The organism is Saccharothrix hoggarensis (genome assembly GCF_052936025.1).
In genome coordinates this window covers 812573-831483 of the sequence record NZ_CP193624.1, presented here as the reverse complement: position 1 = coordinate 831483, position 18911 = coordinate 812573, and the positions used below count along the sequence as shown (strand labels likewise).

Below are 18911 nucleotides of genomic sequence, written 5' to 3'. Positions count from 1 at the left end.
GGTACCCGGATGGGGCGCGTGACCTGCGACGCCCCGGTACGGGAACGGGCACCCCGGGCCGAAGCCCGAGGTGCCCGTCAGCAGACCCCGTATACAAGGAGCGGTCGATCAGCCGCGCAGCTTGTTGCGGTTGCGCTCGCGACCGCGCTGGTTGGCGTCCAGGATGACCTTCCGGACCCGGACGACGTCCGGCGCGACCTCGACGCACTCGTCGGCGGCGCAGAACTCCAGCGCCTCCTCCAGCGACAGCTTGCGCGGCCGGGCCAGCGTCTCCATGACGTCGGCGGTCGACGTGCGCATGTTCGTCAGCTTCTTCTCGCGGCAGACGTTGACGTCGAGGTCCTCGGCGCGCGGGTTCTCGCCCACGACCATGCCCTCGTACGCGTCCGCGCCCGGCTCGACGAAGAACGTGCCGCGGTCGGCCAGCTGGATCATCGCGTAGGCGGTGATCGAGCCGGACCGGTCGGCGACCAGCGAGCCGTTGTGCCTGGTCCGGATCTCGCCGGCCCACGGGCCGTAGCCCTCGGACACCGCGTTGGCGATGCCGGTGCCGCGGGTCTCGGTCAGGAACTCGGTGCGGAAGCCGATGAGGCCGCGCGACGGCACGACGTAGTCGAGCTTGATCCGGCCGGAGCCGTGGCCGGACATGTTCTCCATCCGGCCCTTGCGGTTGGCGAGGAGCTGGGTGATGGCGCCCAGGTGCTCCTCCGGCGCGTCGATGGTCAGGCGCTCGAACGGCTCGTGCAGCTTGCCGTCGATCGTCTTGGTGACCACCTGCGGCTTGCCGACGGTCAGCTCGAAGCCCTCGCGCTTCATCTGCTCGACCAGGATGGCCAGCGCCAGCTCGCCGCGGCCCTGCACCTCCCAGGTGTCGGGGCGCTCGGTGGGCAGCACGCGCACCGACACGTTGCCGACCAGCTCCGAGTCGAGCCGGGCCTTCAGCACGCGGGCGGTCAGCTTCGTGCCGCCGCCGCGACCGGCCAGCGGCGAGGTGTTGACGCCGATCGTCATCGAGATCGCGGGCTCGTCCACGGTGATCCGCGGCAGCGGCTCCGGGTTGTCCACGTCGGCGAGGGTGTCGCCGATGGTGATGTCGGGGATGCCGGCGATGGCGACCAGGTCACCGGCGCGGGCCTCCTCGGCGGGCACGCGGTCCAGCGCCTCGGTGATCAGCAGCTCGGTGATCCGCACCTTCTGGATCGAGCCGTCCTCGCGGCACCAGGCCACCGTCTCGCCCTTGCGGATGCGGCCGGCCTCGATGCGGCACAGCGCGATGCGGCCGAGGAACGACGACGCGTCGAGGTTCGTGACCAGCGCGCGCAGCGGCGCGTCGGCGTCACCGCGCGGGGCCGGGATGTGCTTGAACAGCACCTCGAACAGGACGTCGAGGTTCTCCTCGTCCGGCAGGCCGCCGTCCTCGGGCTGGTTCAGCGACGCGCGGCCGGCGCGGGCCGAGGCGTAGACGACCGGCAGGTCCAGCACCGAGTCGTCGGCGCCGACCTCGCTGGCCAGGTCGAGCAGCAGGTCGTGGGCCTCTTCGACGACCTCGGAGATCCGGGCGTCGGGGCGGTCGACCTTGTTCACCACCAGGATCACCGGCAGGCCGGCCGCCAGCGTCTTGCGCAGCACGAACCGGGTCTGCGGGAGCGGGCCCTCGGACGCGTCCACCAGCAGCACGACGCCGTCGACCATGGACAGGCCGCGCTCGACCTCACCACCGAAGTCGGCGTGGCCGGGGGTGTCGACCACGTTGATCGTGACCGGGCCGTCGGGCGTGTGGCGGCGGACCGCGGTGTTCTTGGCGAGGATCGTGATCCCCTTCTCGCGCTCCAGCTCGCCCGAGTCCATGACCCGGTCGACGAGCTCGGCTCGTGCGGAGAAGGCGCCGGACTGGCGGAGCATGGCGTCGACGAGTGTGGTCTTGCCGTGGTCAACGTGCGCGACGATCGCGACGTTGCGCAGGTCGTTGCGGACCAGCGTTTCCTTGATCGACGCGGTGGCCGTGGGCACGCGGAACTCCTAGAGCTGTCTGTGCGAGGGAAGCCAGGCGCCGGACATGGATCGCGCGCAGCCTGACTACAGCTTACCGGGCGGGTCACCCTTACCACACACCTACGGCAGGTGAGGTCAGCCTCACCTACTCTGTGGACACCCGGATGAGTGGAGCACGCCGCGTGGGCAAGGTCAAGGTGAAGAAGAAGTGCTGCCGCTCCACTCCGCGCTGTTCGAGCTGCCCGGTGGTGGTGCTGCTGAAGGCCCGGAAGAAGGCCCTGAAGAAGGCGGCGAAGAAGGCCGCCAAGCAGGAGCGGAAGAAGGACGGGAAGGACAAGACGCGGTCCTGACCAGCGCCGTTGTCCACGGTCGGGCAAGAGGGCCAGTCCGGCGGCACGTGCGCGAGGCGAGGGCCACGGGGGGCCGGCCGGGGGGCGCGTGGGACGAACCGTGGAGCACGGGGTCAGTCACGGCGGCACGTGGGTCAGGCCGTGGAGCGGGGGCTTGCTCCGGGCCGTGGGGCACCCGCCGCCCGGCCCGCGCCGGGTGGAGCCGGGGTCCGCTCCGCGGCTAACCCATCACCGCTTCGTTCACTCGGGCCAGCTCCGGCGCCGTCCGGGTGGCCTGGAACTCCACCACCTGGTACTTCGCCAGCTTGCGGACCGCGAACGGGTCGGTGGCGAGCAGCGCGTCCAGCGTCCCGCGCGCCATCGGGCGGGCGATGATCACCCCGCCCACGCGGGGCACCTGCCGGCCCGAGGCCAGGAAGTGCCCGGCCTCGTACTGCGCCTTCAGCCACTCCACGTGGTCCGGGAGTGAGTAGTCGACCTCGTCCAGCGGTGCGGTGTACTCCAGCAGCACGACGTACATGCAAGGAATGTAGACCTCCGGCGCGCCTCCGACCCGCTACGATCGCGGCGTGCGCACTCTTCACACGTTCTGGTGGTCCGCCTTCAGGCGGCCCTGAGAACTGCGCGCTCAGACGAACGCAGGCCGCCCGCCGGGGCGGCCTTCGTGCTTTTCGGGGGACGGGTCCGGGCGGGCGCAACCCCGAAGGGATCACCCCGTGATCAGGTTGTCCGCGATCACCCCGTCCGGCCACGTCCAGCTGGGCAACTACCTCGGCGCCGTCCGGCGGTGGGCCGCCGAGGGCACCGACGAGGACGTCTACTTCATCAGCGACCTGCACGCGATGACGTCGTCGCACAACGCGTCGCGGCTGCGATCGCTGACCCGCGAGCAGCTGGCCGTGCTCATCGCCGCCGGCGTCGACCCGAGGTCGGTGGCCGTGCAGTCCGACCTGGTCCGCGAGCTGGGCGCGCTGACCTGGGTGCTGGAGTGCACCTGCACGTACGGCGAGGCCGCGCGGATGATCCAGTTCAAGGAGAAGTCCGAGGGCCGGTCGTCGGTGCGGCTGAGCCTGCTCACCTACCCGGTGCTGATGGCCGCCGACATCCTCCTGCAGGGCGCGAACGAGGTGCCGGTCGGCGACGACCAGCTGCAGCACGTCGAGCTGGCGCGGGTGCTCGCGCGGCGGTTCAACGGCACGTACGGCGAGGTCTTCACGGTGCCGCGCGCCGTGGTCCCGCCGACCGCCGCGCGGGTCCGCGACCTGGCCGACCCGACCCGCAAGATGGCCAAGAGCGCGCAGGACGCGGCGGGCACGGTGTTCGTCCTCGACCCGCCGGACCTGGTGCGCCGCAAGATCCAGCGCGCCGTGACCGACGACCGCGCCGAGGTCCGCTACGCGCCGGACGAGCAGCCGGGCGTGGCGAACCTGCTGGAGATCCTGGCCGCGTGCACCGGCAAGGACCCGAAGGAGCTGGCGGGCACGGTGCAGGGGTACGCCGAGCTGAAGGAGGTCACCGCCGAGGCGGTAATCGAGGAGCTGCGCCCGGTCCGCGAGGGCACGCGGCGGCTGCTGGACGACCCGGCCGAACTGGACCGGGCGCGGGCGCACGGCGCGGAACGCTCCCGTGACCGGTGCGCCCACCGGCTGGACGCCGCGCTGCGGGTCTCCGGCCTCGGCTGAAGGGCCGCGGGCGTCGCGCCCCCGGACCCGCCGGGGGCGCGACGCCGGGTCAGGTCAGCAGCGCGTGGAGCGCGGGCAGGAGGACGCGGTCCGCGGGCAGCCAGTCGAGGGTGTCGAGGTCGGCGGCGGCGAGCCAGCGGACGGCCCGGTGCTCCACGGGCGACGGTTCGCCTTCCACGAGGTCGGCGGCGTAGACGCGGAGCAGCAGATCGGTGCGCAGCGGCACGTCGGGGCCCAGCTGCTCGCCCGGCGACACGGTGACGCCCAGCTCCTCCGCGCACTCCCGCACGACGGCCGCGTGATCGGTCTCGTCGGGCTCGACGCGCCCGCCGGGCAGCTCCCACTTCCCCGCCGCGTCGGCCGGGTACGAGCGCTGCTGGCCGAGCAGCAGGCCGTCGCGGATGATCGCCGCGCCCACCACCACGCGCGCGCCCACCAGCTCCACGCTGCGCCGCGACACCGCCTCCGCGCGCGCTTCCATCACCTTCAGCGCCAGGCCGCGCCCGACCACGACGTCCGCCAGCCGCCCGAACGGCCCTCCGGGGCTGGACCACTCGACCGAGTCGACCACCATCGTGCCGCCGCCGGTGTGCAGCAGGTCCGTGACCAGCGTCAACCGGGGCAGCGGGCCGCCGACCAGCTCGGCCGACACACCCGTGGTGTCGGCCCGCGTCACGACCAGCATCCCGTTCACCGGACCGACGGACCCGGTCAGCGACGCGCCGGCGTACAGCACCGGACCGCCCGAGATCCGCACGCCGAGCCCGCGCACGGCGCGGGCCAGCAGCCGGGCGTCCAGCAGCGCGGCGGCGACCGTCCGCAACGGGGCGTCCACCAGCGTGGTGGTTCTCAACTCGGGCACGAACGCCGATCCTGCCACCAGCCCAACCGGCGATCACCGGAAGAGCGGCCAGCGCACCTCCAGACGGGCCCCTCCCTCGGGCGACTCGCCCGCCCTGATCGTGCCCCGCCGGCGGCGCACGAGGTGCGCGACCAGCGCCAGGCCGAGGCCGAACCCGCCGGTGGCCCGGCCGCGGTCCGACTCGACCCGGTAGAAGCGGTCGAACACCTTCTCCCGGTGCTCCTCGGGGATGCCGTGGCCGTCGTCGTCCACCAGCAGCCGCACCTCGCGGGCGGCGGGCAGGACCGAGATCCGGATGAACGTGCGGGCGTACCGGGCGGCGTTGCGCAGCAGGTTGTCCAGGACCAGCTCGACCTCGGTGCGCGCGGCGTTGACGAGGCACGCGCTGATCGGCGCGGCGAGCTGCACCAGCAGCTCGGTCTCGCCCAGCCGGTCCACGGCGGCCTGCGCCTGCAGCACCAGGTCGACGGGTTCGGCGCGCGGCAGCTCCCCCGTGTCCGCGCGCGCCAGGATCAGCAGGGCGTCGACCAGCGCGGACAGCCGTTCGGACTCCTCCACGACGGATTCCAGCACCTCGATGGAGAAGTCCGGGTCGGGGTGCGCGACGGCCACCTCCGCCTGCGCCCGCACGGACGTCACCGGCGAGCGCAGCTCGTGCGCGGCGTCACCGGTGAACCGGCGCAGCCGCTCGGTGGCCTCGTCACGCCGGGCCAGCAGTGCGTTCAACGCCTCCGCCAGCGCCTGCAGCTCGTCCCGCGCGGCCGGCACGGGCAGGCGCTGCCCGCGCGGCAGCTCCGCCGCGGCCACCCGCATCCGCTCCACCGGCCGCAGCGACGACCGCACGGCCAGCCACGTCGCGATGCCGACCAGGCCCGCGACCAGCACCGCGGCCACCGCGAGCCACCGGGTGCCCAGCACGTTGGCCCGCTGGTAGCCGACGAGCGTGTCGCCCGCGACGTGCAGCCGCGGCGTGCCGTCGGGCGCGAACTCCACCCGTCCGATCCACCGGTGCGCGCTGGGGCCGTCGATCCGCAGCACGGGTTCGCCCGCCTTGAGCCGCCGGATGTCCGCCGCCGTCAGGTCCGGTCGCGGCCCGCCGTCCAACGGGTTGCCCGCGGTGTCGAGCACCCGCGCGCGACCGCCCTTCGCCAGCTCCGAGTCCACCGCGCTGACCTGCACCAGCCCGATGAGGTTCGGGGCGAGGAGGGTGAACGCGAGCAGGCACAGCAGGGCCACGCCCGTGGCCACGACGGTGATCCGGAACCGCAGCGTGCGGCGCAGCCACCAGCGGCGCGGGCTCACCTGCGCCGTTCTCACCGCCGCCGGGTCCCCGCCGAACCCAGCGCCGCGTCGAGGTCCGGCGTGGACGCCAGGTAGCCGTGCCCGCGGACGGTCCGCACGACCTCCCCCGCGCCCATCGCGTCGAGCTTGCGCCGCAGGTAGCCGACGTACACCTCGACCGCGTTGCGGGTCGCGGCCTGCTCGTCGCCCCACACCGTGCGCAGCAGCTCGTCCTTGGTGACGACCGAGCCCGCCCGGCTCGCCAGCACGTCGAGCACGGCGTACTCGCGCGGCGACAGCGACACCGGCTCGCCCGCCCAGCTGACCTCGCGCACGGCCCGGTCCACGACCAGGTCGCCGAGCTTGAGCCGGCGCCGCGCCAGGTCGGACGAGTTGCGCCGCAGCAGCGCGCGGACCTGCGCCACCAGCACCACGAACGAGAACGGCTTCACCAGGTAGCCGTCGGCGCCGAGGTCGAGGCCGTCGGCCTGGTCGACCTCGCCGTCCTTCGCCGACACCATCAGCACGGGCGTGCGCACGCCCTCGGCCCGCATCCGCTGCAACACCCGGTAGCCGGACAGGCCGGGCAGCATGATGTCCAGCAGCACCACGTCGAACGCGCCGGTCAGCGCGACCCTCAGGGCGTTCGGGCCGTCGGCGGCGGTGACCACCTCCATGCCCTCCGCGGACAGGCCGCGTTCCAGCGCGCGTCGTACGCCGATCTCGTCGTCCACAACCAGCACCCGTGGTCTCACACCCCACAGCATGCCCCGTGAGGAGGACAATCGGCTCGGGAGTCTCAGTGCGCTCTCAGGCTCTCAGCACCATCTCAGGGCCCTCGGAGGAGTGTCTGGGTTGTCGGGTCGCAAGGGGCTGCCCGGTAGGAGGAGGGGACATGAACCGGAGAAGGGTGACCGTCGTGGCGGCGGCGGTCGGTGTGGTCGCCGGGGCCACCGGGCTGGGGGTGCTCGCCATGCCCGCCGGCGCGGGGCCCGCACCGGTGCTGCCGGACGTCACCGCCGAGGCGCTGGTGGAGTCGGTGCTCAACGCCGAGCCGGCCGCGTTCGGCGGCACGATCTCGGTGAACAACGACCTCGGCATCCCGGCCATCGCGGGCGTCCCGCAGCTCTCGGACGGCGCCAGCACGCTGCGGATGTGGACCGACGGCACCGGCAAGCTGCGCGTGCAGCTGCCCGGCGGCGACACGGAGCGCACGTTCGTGGACGACGGCACGACGGCGTGGCTGTGGGACTCGGCCGACCAGTCCGTGACCAAGCTGCCGCACGGGTCGTTCGAGGAGCGTCAGCTCGAACTGGGCGAGCAGAGCACCGTGCCGACCGACCCGGTGACGGTGTCGCGGCAGGTGGTGGCGGCGATCCAGGAGCACAGCGACGTCACCGTCGACGGCACGGCGCGCGTCGCCAACCGGCCCGTGTACGAGCTCGTGCTGACGCCGAAGCCGACCGAGAAGACGGTGCTGCGCGAGGTGCGCGTCGCGGTCGACTCGGAGCTGCGGGTGCCGCTGCGCGTGGCCGTGCTGACCAACGGCACGGACGCGCCCGCCGTGCAGGTCGGGTTCTCCGAGCTGACCGTCGGCCCGCAGGAGGCGTCGCTGTTCGCCTTCACCCCGCCCGCCGGCGCGAAGGTGAACGAGAAGCCGGTCGAGGAGCCGACCGCCGAGGACAAGGCGGCGGCCGAGCAGGCGTTCACCGAGGCGGACCCGCAGGTCATCGGCGAGGGCTGGGACGTCGTGCTGGCCGCACGGGCGCCCCAGGACGCCCTGGCCGGTCTCGCGGAGCAGCAGGAGCAGCGCGGTGACGGCCGCTGGTCCGAGGGCCACGAGGTCGACGTGCAGGGCTTGCTCGAGCAGTTGGGCAAGCAGGTCAGCGGCCCGTGGGGCTCGGGCACGCTGATCACCACGCGGGTCGGCGGCGTCCTCGTCGCGGACGACGGCCGGATCGCCGTCGGCGCGGTGCCGGAGCAGGTGCTGGTGGACGCGATCGGCCAGGTCAAGTGACCACCTCGACCAGCGCGCGGGTGGGGTCGGCCGCTTCGGCGGCCGGCTCCACCCCGGTCTTCGCGGCCCGGACGCGGGGACTGCGCAAGGTGTACGGGCGCACGGTCGCGGTGGACCGGGTGGACCTCGACGTGCCGCAGGGGGCGGTGCTCGGGATGCTCGGCCCGAACGGGTCGGGCAAGACCACCACGATCCGCATGCTGCTCGGGCTCGTGCGGCCGACCGAGGGGGAGGTCGAGCTGCTGGGGAAAGCGCTGCCCGACGGCGTCGCGCTCGCGCTGCCGCACGTCGGCGCGCTGGTCGAGGGTCCGGGGTTCCACCCCTTCCTGTCCGGTCGGGAGAACCTGCGGCGGGTGGCGGCGTTCGAGCCGCTGCTCGCCACCGGCGACATCCGGCAGGCCGTGGAGGACGCGTTGGAGCGGGTCGGTCTCGCGGCCGCCGCGCACCGGCGCTACCGGGGGTACTCGCTCGGCATGAAGCAGCGCCTGGGCCTCGCCTCGGCGCTGCTCGTGCCGCGCAAGCTGATCGTGCTGGACGAGCCGACCAACGGGCTCGACCCGGCGGGCACCCGCGAGGTCCGCAAGGTCATCGCGGACCTGCACGAGGCCGGCAGCACCGTGGTCGTCTCGTCCCACCTGCTCAGCGAGATCGAGGCGACGTGCACGCACGTGGCCGTGCTGCACCGGGGAACCGTTGTGGCGCAAGGGGAACTGGCCGAGCTGCTGCACGCGGACAGCAGTTCGCTGCTGGTCGTCACGCCGGACGTGGACGAGGCGCTGAACGCGCTGCGCGCGGGCCGGATCTCGGCCCGCCCCATCGAGGACGGCGTGCGGGTCGAGCTGATCGGCACGACCGCGCCCGTGGTGCTGGAGACGCTGGTGCGCGCGGGGGTCGCGGTGCACGAGGCGCGCCGGCACCGCACCGGCCTGGAAGACCTGTTCGCCCGGCTCACCGAGGCCGAGGAGTCCGAGCACAACCTGTCCGCCGTGGACACGATCGAGGAGGGCAGGCCATGAGCGCGCTGGTCGCCGTGCGCGCGCCGCTGGGGCGGCAGCTGCGCTCGGAGCTGCGGTGGATCGTGCGCCGGCCGCGGACGGTGATCGGGCTGGCGTCGCTGTGCCTGGTGCCGATCCTGGCCGGGATCGGGCTGTGGTTCGCGGTGGACGACGGCCCCGCGGGTCCGGGCCTGGCCGGGATCATCGCGGGAAACGGGCTGGTGCTGCCCGTGTTCACGCTGTTCCTGGCGTTGCCGCTGCTGCTGCCGCTGGTCGGCGCGATCTGGGCGGCCGACGGGCTCGCCGGCGAGGCGCAGCACGGCACGCTGCGCGGGTTGGTGCTGTCGCCGGTCGGCCGGCTCCGGCTGCTGGGGATCAAGGCGTTCGGCGTGGCCACCATGTCGTTGGCCGCGGTGACGCTGATCGCGGTGGTCGGCGCGGTCACCGGCGCGATCCTGTTCGGCGGCGAGGGGATGCTGACGCTGTCCGGGTCGACCCTGTCGTTCGGGGCGGCGGTCGGGCGGATCGCGTTGACGGTCCTGCTGGTGACGGTGCAGGTGTGGGGCGTGGCGGCGATCGCGATGGCGATCTCGGCGTGCACCGAGCACCCGCTGGTGGTGATGGCCGCGACGATGGCCGGTGTGATCGTGTTCGCGGTGCTGGGCGTGTTCAGCGCGCTGGACTGGCTGCACCCGTACCTCATCACGTCGACGTGGCAGGGCCTGGTCGACGTCATGCGCGACCCGCTGCCGACCGAGCAGCTGTGGCGCGGCACGGCGCTGGCCGGGTGCTACATCCTGATCGGACTGTCCCTGGCGGCAATGCGGTTGGCCACGAAGGACAACTAGCCCACAATCGGCCCGTGCTCCCGGAGACGGACAGGTTGGCGCTGCGCCCGATCGATGAGTCCTATGTGGACGCCCTCGCGTGGCTGCTCGGCGAACCGCGGGTGATGCGGTTCATCGAGGACGGCAAGCCGGTGTCGCGGGCCGACGTGGAGCGGGTCGTGCTGCCGAAGGTGGCGGGCGGGCGCGGCTGGTGGGCGGCGCACGAGAAGGCGACGGGCGCGTTCATCGGCTGGTTCGAGCTGAGCCCGGCCGGCGAGGGGGTCGCCGAGCTGGGCTACCGGCTGCACCCGGACTTCTGGGGGCGCGGGTACGCGACGGAGGGCGCGTCGGCGTTGGTGGCGCACGGTTCGGCGGCGGGGCTGCGCCGGGTCGTGGCGTACGCGATGGCCGTGAACACGGGGTCGCGGCGGGTGTTGGAGAAGGTCGGGCTGCGGCACGTGCGCACGTTCCACGAGGAGTGGCCCGACTACGTCGAGGGCGCCGAGCACGGCGACGTGGAGTACGCCCTCGACCTCTAGAGCGCGCGATGGGGTTGGAGGGCGGCGCCCAGCGCCTTGGCGAGCCACCCGAGGCCGTTGCCGCGGAGGCGCTCGGCCTCGGGTTGGCGGTGCCGCGCCGAGGGGTCGTTGGGCGCCCAGCTCGCCCGCCGCGACTCGGTGAGCCAGGCCCGGACGTGGCCGCCGAGCGGGCTGTCGGGCGTGACCGCGACGGCCTGCCCGCGTTCGGCCGCGGCGAGCGCGTCGGCCAGTCCGGGGGTGTCGGTCAGGCCGTGCAGCCCGCTGAGCCGCCGCACCTCGGCCAGGGCGTCCACGGGCCCGTCGTGCCCCGGCCGGGTCGTCTGGACCGGGTGCGCCTCGACGAACCAGGTCTCGATGTGCGCGCTGGTCAGCGGGCCGGCGAGGTCGTCGAACGCCGGCAGCACGCCGGTGAGGTCGCCGACCACCTCCAGGCACCGGGCGATGGGGTCGTCAACCGCTTCGTCCTCCTCGTCCTCGGGGAAGCCGACGTCGCGCATCCGGGAGAGCAGGCGGTCGGGATCGGCGCCGTGGCGGTAGGTGGGGAAGGTCGGGTCGAACCCGGTGATCAGCACGCCGTCCACGGCGTACTCGAACGACGGCGACGCGTAGTCGTGGCGCAGGACGGACACCGCCTCGGTCCCGCGCGACAGCACCTCGACCAGGTGCGAGCCCTGGAACCCGTTCGGCTCGAACACGACGGTCCACGTGCCGAGCGGCAGCGCCAACGCCACCTCGGGGTAGCCGTCGTCGTAGTTGTGGAGGTCGGCGACGTCCTCCCGCGCGCGGGTGGCGACGGTGCCGGGCAGCCCGCCCATGCGCCGCAACGCCTCGGCCTCGTCGACGCCCTTGATGAACGTCAGGCAGTAGATCTCCCCGAGCTCCGGCCCGTCACCCGGCCACGCGTCCGCCCAGGAAAGGTCGTCGGTCTCGTCCACGTGAGCCCCCTCAAGTCACGGCGGAGGCGGGCGAGCGTAGCAGCGGGCGTCGGTCCCCGCGGCCGTTTCAGCCGATGATCGCGACGCCGTCGTGGTCCACGGACAGCCGCACGCGGTCGCCCGGCGACGGCGGCTCGGCGACCGGGGCCACGGCCTCGAACTCCTCGCCCTCCACCATCCCCGACCCCGTCAGCCGCACGAGCAGCCGGACGTGGTCGCGGCGGTGGACGCGTTCCAGCACCTCCGCCTCGATCCCGCCCGCCCGGTCGACGTGGAGCGCCGTGGCCCGCAGGCCGACGCGGGCGGCCACGCCCAGCAACGCCGACGCGGCCTCGGCGGCCAGCACCTTGCCGCAGCCCAGGAACCGGGCCGTCTCGACGTCCGCCGGCCGCCGCCACACGTCCGTCGGCACGCCGACCTGCACGATCCGCCCCGCCCGCATCACCGCCACCCGGTCGGCCAGGGTGAACGCCTCGTCGTGGTCGTGCGTGACCACCAGCGCGGTCGCGCCCGTCTCGCGCAGCAACCGCGCCAGGTCCACCGCCAGCTGCTCCCGCAACGCCCGGTCCAGCGCGGACAGCGGCTCGTCCAGCAGCAGCAACTTGGGCCGCGGCGCCAGCGCCCGGGCCAGCGCGACCCGTTGCTGCTCACCGCCGGACAGCTCGGTAACCCGCCGCCGCCCGTACCCGGCGAGCCCGACCAGCTCCAGCAGCTCGGCCACCCGCTTCTCGCGCGCTTCCCGCTCCACCCGGCGCATCCGCAGCCCGAACGCCACGTTGCCCGCCACGTCCCGGTGCGGGAACAGCTGGCCGTCCTGGAACACCAGCCCGAACCCGCGCCGGTGCACGGGCGTCCCGGCGAGGTCCACCCCGTCCCACGACACCACTCCGTCACACGGCTCCAGCCCGGCCACCGCCCGCAGCAACGTCGACTTGCCGCACCCGGACGGCCCGAGCAGCGCCACCACCTCGCCGTCGGCGATCCGGAGGTCCACACCGGACACCGCGGTCACGGCGCCGTAGCGCACGCTCACCCCGTCGACCCGCAACGCCATCAGAACTCCCCGCCGCTCGGCGCCCGCAACCGCTCGATCACCAGCACCGCCACCGTGGTCACGACCATCAGCAACGCGCACGCCGCGTACGCCATCTGGCTGTTCAGCTGACCGGGCCGCGACATCAGCCGGGCGATCACCACCGGCAGCGTCGGCGCGTCCGGCCGCGCCAGGAAGCTCGTCGCGCCGAACTCGCCCAGCGCCACCACGAACCCGAACCCGGCCGCCGCCAGCAGCGACCGGGACGCCAGCGGCAGGTCCACCTCGCGCCACACCCGCCACGGGCTCGCGCCCAACGTCGCCGCCGCCTGCCGCAGCCGCTCGTCCACGGCCCGCAGCACCGGCAGCACGATCCGCACGATCAGCGGCGTCACGACCAGCGCCTGGGCCAGCGGCACCAGCAGCGGCGACGTGCGGAAGTCGCCGGGCAGGGCGTCCATGGTGATCAGGTAGCCGAACCCGAGCGTCACCGCCGACACCCCGAGCGGCAGCATCAACGCGGTGTCGAGGGTTTCCGCGAACCACGAGCCGTGCCGCCGCAACCCGACCAGCACGACCGCCGACACCACGCCGACGAGCAGCGCCACCAGCGTCGCGTCGGTGGCCGTGCGCAGCGAATTCACCGCCGCGTCCAGCCCGGACACGGCGAGCGTGCCGCGCTCCCCCGTGCCGGCCAGCGCCGCGTACCCGGCGAAGCTCCAGCCGTCGTGCGTGGCCAGGGACCGCACCAGCAGCCCGACGACCGGCGTGAGCAGCGCCAGCACCACCAGCCACGCCGCGCCGACGACGGCCCACTCGCCGCCGGTCGGCCGCCGCGTCGGCTCGATCCGCAGCGGCAGCGACTTCTCCCGCTTGCGCCGGGCCGCCGCGCCGACCACCAGCACGGCGATCACGGCGGCGAACTGCACGAGCGACAGCGCGGCCGCGCCCGACAGGTCGAACAGCTCCACCGTGCGGAGGTAGATCTCCGTCTCCAGCGTCCGGTGGCGCGCGCCGCCCAGCACCAGCACGACGCCGAAGCTGGTGGCGCAGAACAGGAACACGACCGACGCGGCCGAGCCGATCGCCGGCGCGAGCGACGGCAGCACGACGGACGTGAACGCCCGCGCGCGTGACGCGCCCAGCGCCCGTGCCGCGTCCTCCGCCCGCCGGTCGACCCGCGCCCACAGCCCGCCGACCGTGCGGGCGACCACGGCGACGTTGAAGAACGCGTTGGCGAGCACGATCGGCAGCACCCCGCCGTCCGGCCACAGCGCCCGGAACGCGAGCCCGACCACGACGGTCGGCAGCACGAACGGCACCATCACCGCCGCCCGCACCACGCCCGCCCCGCGGACCCGGCACCGGGCCAGCAGGAACGCCACCGGCAAGCCCGTGACCAGCGCCAACGCCGTCGCGCCCGCGGCCTGGCCCAGCGTGAACGCGACCAGGTCCCAGGTGTCGGCGCGGGCCAGGACGGGCAGCACGCCGTCCTCGCCGAGCCCGAGGCTCACGATCGCGAGCACCGGCCAGGCGAAGAACACGCCCAGGAACGCCAGCGGCAGCAGCGCCGCCAACGCCCAGGTGAGCCGGGGCCGCCGCGTCGACCGCGGCCCCGGCGTCGGGGACGTCGCGCTCAGCCCTGCACCAGCGCGCGCCACTGCTGCACCCACTGCTCGCGCTTCGCGTCCACCTCGGCCGCGGGCAGGGAGCGCGCGGTGGCCGGCAGCGGCGCGGCCGTCGTCCACGCCTCGGGCAGCGCGACGCCCTCGCGCGACGGGTACACGTACATCTGGCCGGGCACGTCGGCCTGGAACCGCTCGCCCAGCAGGAAGTCGACGACCTTCTTGGCGTCCTCGGGGTTCTTCGCGCCGTTCAGCACACCCGCGTACTCGACCTGGCGGTAGCACGTGTCCAGCAGCGCCTTGGTGCGCGGCACGCCGTCCTCGCCGATCTCCGCCGACGGCGACGACGCGTAGGACACCACGACCGGGCGCGGCCCCTTGCCGCTGGAACCGGAGAAGTCCTGCGTGTAGGCCTCCTCCCAGCCGCTGACGACCTTCACGCCGTTCGCCTTCAGCTGCCCCCAGTAGTTCTGCCAGTTCGCCTCGCCGAAGGTGGCGATGGTGCCGAGCAGGAACGCCAGGCCCGGCGACGACGTGGCCGGGTCCTCGACCACCAGCATGTCCTTGTACTTCGGGTCGGCCAGGTCGGCGTACTGCTTCGGCTCGCCGATGTCCTTGAACGCGGCCACGTCGATGTTCAGGCACACGTCGCCGACGTCCACGGCGTGCAGCCGGTTCGGCGGGTCGAGCTGGTAGCGCTGCGCGCCCTTGCCCGCCTCGGGGCTCGCGTACTCGGCGAACACGCCTTCCTTGAGCGCGCGGGAGGCGAACGTGGAGTCGACGCCGAAGGCGACGTCGCCGATGGGGGCGTCCTTGGTCAGGACCAGCTTGTTGGTCACCTCGCCGGCGTCACCGCTGGCCAGCGGCTTGATCGTGATGCCGGTGTCCTTCTTGAACTGCTCCAGCACCTCCGGCGTGACCGCGAACGAGTCGTGCGTCACCAGCGTGACGACCCGCTCGCCCGCCGGCGCGTTGTTGTTCGACGCGGTCACCGAACAGGCCGTGAGCAGCGCGAACGCCGTCACGGCAGCCGTGGACGCGGTCAGCACTCGTCGGAACATCATCTCTCCCTACACCGGCATGACCCGGATCAGGTGTGGACGGTCGAAGGCTCGCGCGCCTTCCTCTCAGCCCGGCGCAGCACCGGACTCCCGTGGCGAACGCGCAGCTTACCCCGCGCGGTGGCACGATCGGTCCATGGCCGAACTGCTGACCGACGACCAGGTGACCGCCTCGCTGGCCAACCTCCCGGCGTGGCGCGCCGAGGACACCGCCTTGGTGCGCACGGTGGAGCTGGGGAGCTTCTCGCAGGCCATCCAGGTGGTGTGCCGGGTGGCGGAGATCGCGGAGAACGACAACCACCACCCCGACATCGACATCCGCTGGCGCACGCTGACGTTCCGCTGCACCACGCACTCGACCGGCGGGATCACCGCGCTGGACGTGTCACTCGCGGAGGAGATCGACGGGGTGCTCGACGTCCTGCGGTGACCGCTCGGCCGCGCGCCGCCGGAGCACGACGGCGATCGTGACGAGCGTGAGCACGCCCACCGCCGGGTACACCCAGCCGAGCGCCGAGTAGTACCAGGGCCGCGGGATGACCCAGATCGACGGCTGCGCCTTCAGCAGGAACGAGATCAGGTAGCTGCCGATGGCGAGGAGCCACGCGACGGCCGTCACGGTCGCCAGCCGGTGCTTCGCGGAGTAGAGCAGCCACATCAGCGCGGGCACCGCCCACACCCAGTGGTGGCTCCACGAGATCGGCGACACGAGCAGGCCGAGGAACTGGACGGTGACGATCATCGCCAGCGTGTCCCGGGCCTTCACCGCGGCGTGCAGCGCGACCCCGGCGAGCACGACGGCCACCGCCACCCCGGCCACGAACACCGGCCCCGTCTCCACGTCGTGGCCGACGGTGCGGGACAGCGCGCCCCGCAGCGACTGGTTGATCGCCGAGCCGACCGGCCCGACCCGCGTGGCGTCGCCGAGCAGGTGGAACCAGTACCGCTCCGACAGGCTCGGCGAGATCAGGTAGCCGAGCCCGACCGTGCCGAAGAACGCCACCGCCGACCACACGGCCGCCCGGTAGCGGCGGGCGGCGAGGAAGTAGAGGCCGGAGATCGCGGGCGTGAGCTTCAGCCCGGCCGCGATGCCGACGCCGGCGCCCTGCTTCCAGCTCCGCGCGCTGACCATCGTGCCGAGCAGCAGCGCGGCGAGCACCAGGTTGATCTGGCCGTAGTTCAACGTCGTGCGGACCGGTTCGACCCACACGAACAGGCCCGTCCACAGCAGCGCGCGGCGCGGGTCGTTGCTGCCGACGAGCTGGAGGGACTTGCGCGTGACGAACCACAGGCAGGCGAGGCAGGCGAGCTGCCAGAACCAGCGCGCCACGCCCCACGGCACCCACGACAGCGGGACGAAGACGAGCGCCGAGAACGGCGGGTAGGTGAACGGGAGCGCGAACTGGTCGGAGAACTCCTTCAGCCGCCAGTCGTAGAGGAAGCCGGTGAACAGCTCGGGCGAGGCGTTCCGGTAGACCATCAGGTCCACCATGGTCATCTTCGTCTGGAAGGCGACCATCGCGAGGTGCCCGAGCAGGGAGAGGCCGAACACCCACGGCGCGTGGGCGAGCACCCGCCCCTCCAGTGCACGCAGTCCCACCCTCTACCTCCACGATCGTGTGAATTGCACGACTGCCGGGCCACGAATCGGGGTACCCGGACGTCAAGACGAGTGGGAGATCAACGCAAGGGGATACGCATGACCACCGACATCGTCGTGTTCACCGTCAGCGCACTGGCCATGCTGGCCACCGCGGGGGGCGTCTTCGCCCTGGCCCGCCACAGCCGCGACCACGTCCGCTGACGCCACTGGACAGTACCTCGGGGCGGTGCGCTCACTGAGCGCACCGCCCCGAGGTCTGTGGAGGGCCACGCGTGCCACCGGTCCCCGACCACCGCGCTCCCACGCCATCGTGCGACTACCGGCGCACGCTCCCGCGGCCTAGCGTTCCGGGCGACGCCACGCCAAGGAGTCGATCACCCATGATTGCTGCTCGAACCACCGAACCGCATTACGGTGAGGACATGGCCGACCTGCCCGACTGGATGCGTCCGCCGCGCGAGGAAGGCTGGTTCGCAGAGGACCTCGACCAACTCTCCGAGGCGCCCCGGCACACCGAGCTCATCGACGGAGCGCTCGTTTTCACGATGGCCCCGCAGCGGTACTGGCACGGTCGCATCATCGACGACCTGACCGCCGCCCTTCGAAACCAGACACCCAGCGGCATGGAGGTCGCCCGGGAGATGACAATCCGGCTCGACGCCCGCAACCGCCCCGAAGCCGACATCCTCGTGACCTCCGCCTCCATCGACCCGGACATGACGTGGTTCGAGCCGGCCGACGTGCTGCTGGTGGTCGAGGTCGTCTCGCCCGAGTCCACCTTCCGGGACCGCACGGTGAAGCTGCGCAAGTACGCGGCAGCGGGCATCCCGCACCACTGGCGGGTCGAGGACGAGGCCACCGGCCCGGTCGTGCACGTCTACGAGCTGGACGAACCGACCGGGGCGTACGCGCCGACCGGCGTCTTCCGCGACTCGCTCCACCTCGCCGTGCCGTTCGAGATCGACATCGACCTGGCGAAGCTCGTGCCAGGCCGATGACCCCCGCTCACGCCACCCCGGTCAGACGTTGAAGCGGAACTCCACCACGTCGCCGTCGACCATCACGTAGTCCTTGCCCTCGATGCGCACCTTGCCGGCGGCCTTCGCGGCGGCCATGGAACCCGCCTCCACGAGGTCGTCGAAGGAGACCACCTCGGCCTTGATGAAACCGCGCTCGAAGTCGGTGTGGATGACGCCCGCCGCCTGCGGCGCGGTCGCGCCCCGGGGGATCGTCCACGCCCGGGACTCCTTGGGGCCCGCGGTCAGGTAGGTCTGGAGGCCGAGGGTGTGGAAGCCGGCCCTCGCCAGCGAGTACAGGCCCGGCTCGTGCTGCCCGATGGACTCCAGCAGCTCGCGGGCGGACTCCTCGTCCAGCTCCAGCAGCTCCGCCTCGACCTTGGCGTCGAGGAACACCGCGTCGGCGGGCGCCACCATCTCGCGCAGTTCCTTGAGGCGGGCCTCGTCGGTCAGCACGGCCTCGTCGGCGTTGAACACGTACAGGAACGGCTTCGCGGTGAGCAGGCTCAGCTCGCGCAGCAGCGAACCGTCCACTTCGGACTGGGCGGCGAAGAGGGTGCGGCCGGAGTCGAGGATCTCGCGCGCCTTCTGCGCCGCTTCCAGCGCCGGGCGGCGGTCCTTCTGCGTCCGCGCCTCCTTCTCCAGCCTCGGCACGGCCTTCTCCAACGTCTGGAGGTCGGCCAGGATCAGCTCGGTGTTGATCGTCTCGATGTCGCTCGCCGGGTCGACGCGACCGTCGACGTGGATCACGTCGGAGTCGTCGAACACCCGGATGACCTGGCAGATCGCGTTGGCCTCGCGGATGTTGGCGAGGAACTTGTTCCCCAGGCCCGCGCCTTCGGACGCGCCCTTCACGATGCCCGCGATGTCGACGAACGACACCACCGCCGGCACCTCGCGCTCGGAGCCGAAGATCGCCGCGAGCTTGGCGAGGCGGTCGTCCGGCAGCGGCACCACGCCGACGTTCGGCTCGATGGTCGCGAACGGGTAGTTCGCCGCCAGCACGTCGTTGCGCGTGAGGGCGTTGAACAGGGTGGACTTGCCGACGTTGGGCAGGCCGACGATACCGAGGGTCAAACTCACGGTGGGTGAG

General features: G+C 73.0%; 19 protein-coding genes. 8 read left to right on the top strand and 11 right to left on the bottom strand.

The genetic code is table 11. The features are described from left to right. Positions 1-108: 108 nt before the first annotated feature. Positions 109-2010, bottom strand: coding sequence for a translational GTPase TypA (gene typA / locus ACRAKH_RS04140; RefSeq protein WP_380727277.1), 1902 nt, complete (start codon positions 2008-2010; stop codon positions 109-111). A gap of 146 nt (positions 2011-2156) precedes the next feature. Between typA and ACRAKH_RS04135 the strand changes: the two genes are divergently transcribed. After that, complete coding sequence (locus tag ACRAKH_RS04135) at positions 2157-2342, top strand: hypothetical protein (RefSeq protein WP_380727279.1); 186 nt, start codon at positions 2157-2159, stop codon at positions 2340-2342. A 220-nt stretch (positions 2343-2562) separates the two neighbouring features. On the opposite strand, the gene ACRAKH_RS04130 is transcribed toward ACRAKH_RS04135, so the two are convergent. Next, complete coding sequence (locus ACRAKH_RS04130; RefSeq protein WP_380727281.1) at positions 2563-2862, bottom strand: YciI family protein; 300 nt, start codon at positions 2860-2862, stop codon at positions 2563-2565. Positions 2863-3058: 196 nt separating this feature from the next. Between ACRAKH_RS04130 and trpS the strand changes: the two genes are divergently transcribed. Further along, positions 3059-4024 (top strand): tryptophan--tRNA ligase, encoded by a 966-nt coding sequence (gene trpS / locus ACRAKH_RS04125; RefSeq protein ID WP_380727282.1) that lies wholly within the window; start codon positions 3059-3061, stop codon positions 4022-4024. A 49-nt stretch (positions 4025-4073) separates the two neighbouring features. Here the strand turns inward: trpS and ACRAKH_RS04120 are convergent, their stop codons facing one another. The 3 genes from ACRAKH_RS04120 to ACRAKH_RS04110 are packed head-to-tail and all read right to left on the bottom strand — an operon-like array spanning position 4074 to position 6934. After that, entirely contained in the window at positions 4074-4886 is an 813-nt protein-coding gene (locus ACRAKH_RS04120) for an NUDIX domain-containing protein (RefSeq protein WP_380730713.1), read from the bottom strand. Positions 4887-4919: 33 nt separating this feature from the next. Next, positions 4920-6203 (bottom strand): sensor histidine kinase, encoded by a 1284-nt coding sequence (locus tag ACRAKH_RS04115; RefSeq protein WP_447009638.1) that lies wholly within the window; start codon positions 6201-6203, stop codon positions 4920-4922. After that, entirely contained in the window at positions 6200-6934 is a 735-nt protein-coding gene (locus tag ACRAKH_RS04110) for a response regulator transcription factor (RefSeq protein WP_380726534.1), read from the bottom strand. The genes ACRAKH_RS04115 and ACRAKH_RS04110 overlap by 4 nt, the downstream gene beginning before the upstream one ends. Positions 6935-7062: 128 nt before the next feature. Between ACRAKH_RS04110 and ACRAKH_RS04105 the strand changes: the two genes are divergently transcribed. The 4 genes from ACRAKH_RS04105 to ACRAKH_RS04090 are packed head-to-tail and all read left to right on the top strand — an operon-like array spanning position 7063 to position 10545. Continuing rightward, positions 7063-8184 (top strand): LolA family protein, encoded by a 1122-nt coding sequence (locus ACRAKH_RS04105; protein ID WP_380726536.1) that lies wholly within the window; start codon positions 7063-7065, stop codon positions 8182-8184. Next, positions 8181-9200 (top strand): ABC transporter ATP-binding protein, encoded by a 1020-nt coding sequence (locus ACRAKH_RS04100; RefSeq protein WP_380726538.1) that lies wholly within the window; start codon positions 8181-8183, stop codon positions 9198-9200. The genes ACRAKH_RS04105 and ACRAKH_RS04100 overlap by 4 nt, the downstream gene beginning before the upstream one ends. Further along, positions 9197-10027: an ABC transporter permease gene (locus tag ACRAKH_RS04095; protein WP_380726540.1), complete on the top strand. Its 831-nt coding sequence runs from the start codon at positions 9197-9199 to the stop codon at positions 10025-10027. Before ACRAKH_RS04100 ends, ACRAKH_RS04095 begins: the two co-directional genes overlap by 4 nt. Positions 10028-10041: 14 nt before the next feature. Beyond that, positions 10042-10545 (top strand): GNAT family N-acetyltransferase, encoded by a 504-nt coding sequence (locus ACRAKH_RS04090; RefSeq protein WP_380726542.1) that lies wholly within the window; start codon positions 10042-10044, stop codon positions 10543-10545. Here ACRAKH_RS04090 and ACRAKH_RS04085 read toward each other — a convergent pair. The 4 genes from ACRAKH_RS04085 to ACRAKH_RS04070 all read right to left on the bottom strand — a co-directional run bounded on the left by ACRAKH_RS04085 (position 10542) and on the right by ACRAKH_RS04070 (position 15199). Further along, entirely contained in the window at positions 10542-11480 is a 939-nt protein-coding gene (locus tag ACRAKH_RS04085) for a DUF6461 domain-containing protein (RefSeq protein WP_380726544.1), read from the bottom strand. The genes ACRAKH_RS04090 and ACRAKH_RS04085 overlap by 4 nt on opposite strands. Positions 11481-11547: 67 nt before the next feature. Beyond that, complete coding sequence (locus ACRAKH_RS04080; protein WP_380726546.1) at positions 11548-12534, bottom strand: ABC transporter ATP-binding protein; 987 nt, start codon at positions 12532-12534, stop codon at positions 11548-11550. Beyond that, positions 12534-14081 (bottom strand): ABC transporter permease, encoded by a 1548-nt coding sequence (locus ACRAKH_RS04075; protein WP_380726564.1) that lies wholly within the window; start codon positions 14079-14081, stop codon positions 12534-12536. Before ACRAKH_RS04075 ends, ACRAKH_RS04080 begins: the two co-directional genes overlap by 1 nt. Positions 14082-14149: 68 nt before the next feature. Beyond that, the gene (locus tag ACRAKH_RS04070) at positions 14150-15199 is read right to left on the bottom strand and encodes a thiamine ABC transporter substrate-binding protein (protein WP_380726566.1); all 1050 of its coding nucleotides are present in this window, start codon (positions 15197-15199) and stop codon (positions 14150-14152) included. 136 nt (positions 15200-15335) lie between these two features. Here ACRAKH_RS04070 and ACRAKH_RS04065 point away from each other — a divergent pair, with 136 nt between their 5' ends. After that, positions 15336-15629, top strand: a complete 294-nt coding sequence (locus ACRAKH_RS04065) for a 4a-hydroxytetrahydrobiopterin dehydratase (RefSeq protein ID WP_380726548.1) — start codon at positions 15336-15338, stop codon at positions 15627-15629. Here ACRAKH_RS04065 and ACRAKH_RS04060 read toward each other — a convergent pair. Further along, the gene (locus ACRAKH_RS04060) at positions 15585-16799 is read right to left on the bottom strand and encodes a mannosyltransferase (protein ID WP_380726550.1); all 1215 of its coding nucleotides are present in this window, start codon (positions 16797-16799) and stop codon (positions 15585-15587) included. The two genes, ACRAKH_RS04065 and ACRAKH_RS04060, sit on opposite strands and share 45 nt — an antisense overlap. A gap of 425 nt (positions 16800-17224) precedes the next feature. Between ACRAKH_RS04060 and ACRAKH_RS04055 the strand changes: the two genes are divergently transcribed. Then, positions 17225-17800 (top strand): Uma2 family endonuclease, encoded by a 576-nt coding sequence (locus ACRAKH_RS04055; RefSeq protein WP_380726552.1) that lies wholly within the window; start codon positions 17225-17227, stop codon positions 17798-17800. Positions 17801-17821: 21 nt separating this feature from the next. Here the strand turns inward: ACRAKH_RS04055 and ychF are convergent, their stop codons facing one another. Beyond that, positions 17822-18901, bottom strand: coding sequence for a redox-regulated ATPase YchF (ychF, locus tag ACRAKH_RS04050; protein WP_380726554.1), 1080 nt, complete (start codon positions 18899-18901; stop codon positions 17822-17824). Between the last annotated feature and the right edge of the window lie 10 nt (positions 18902-18911).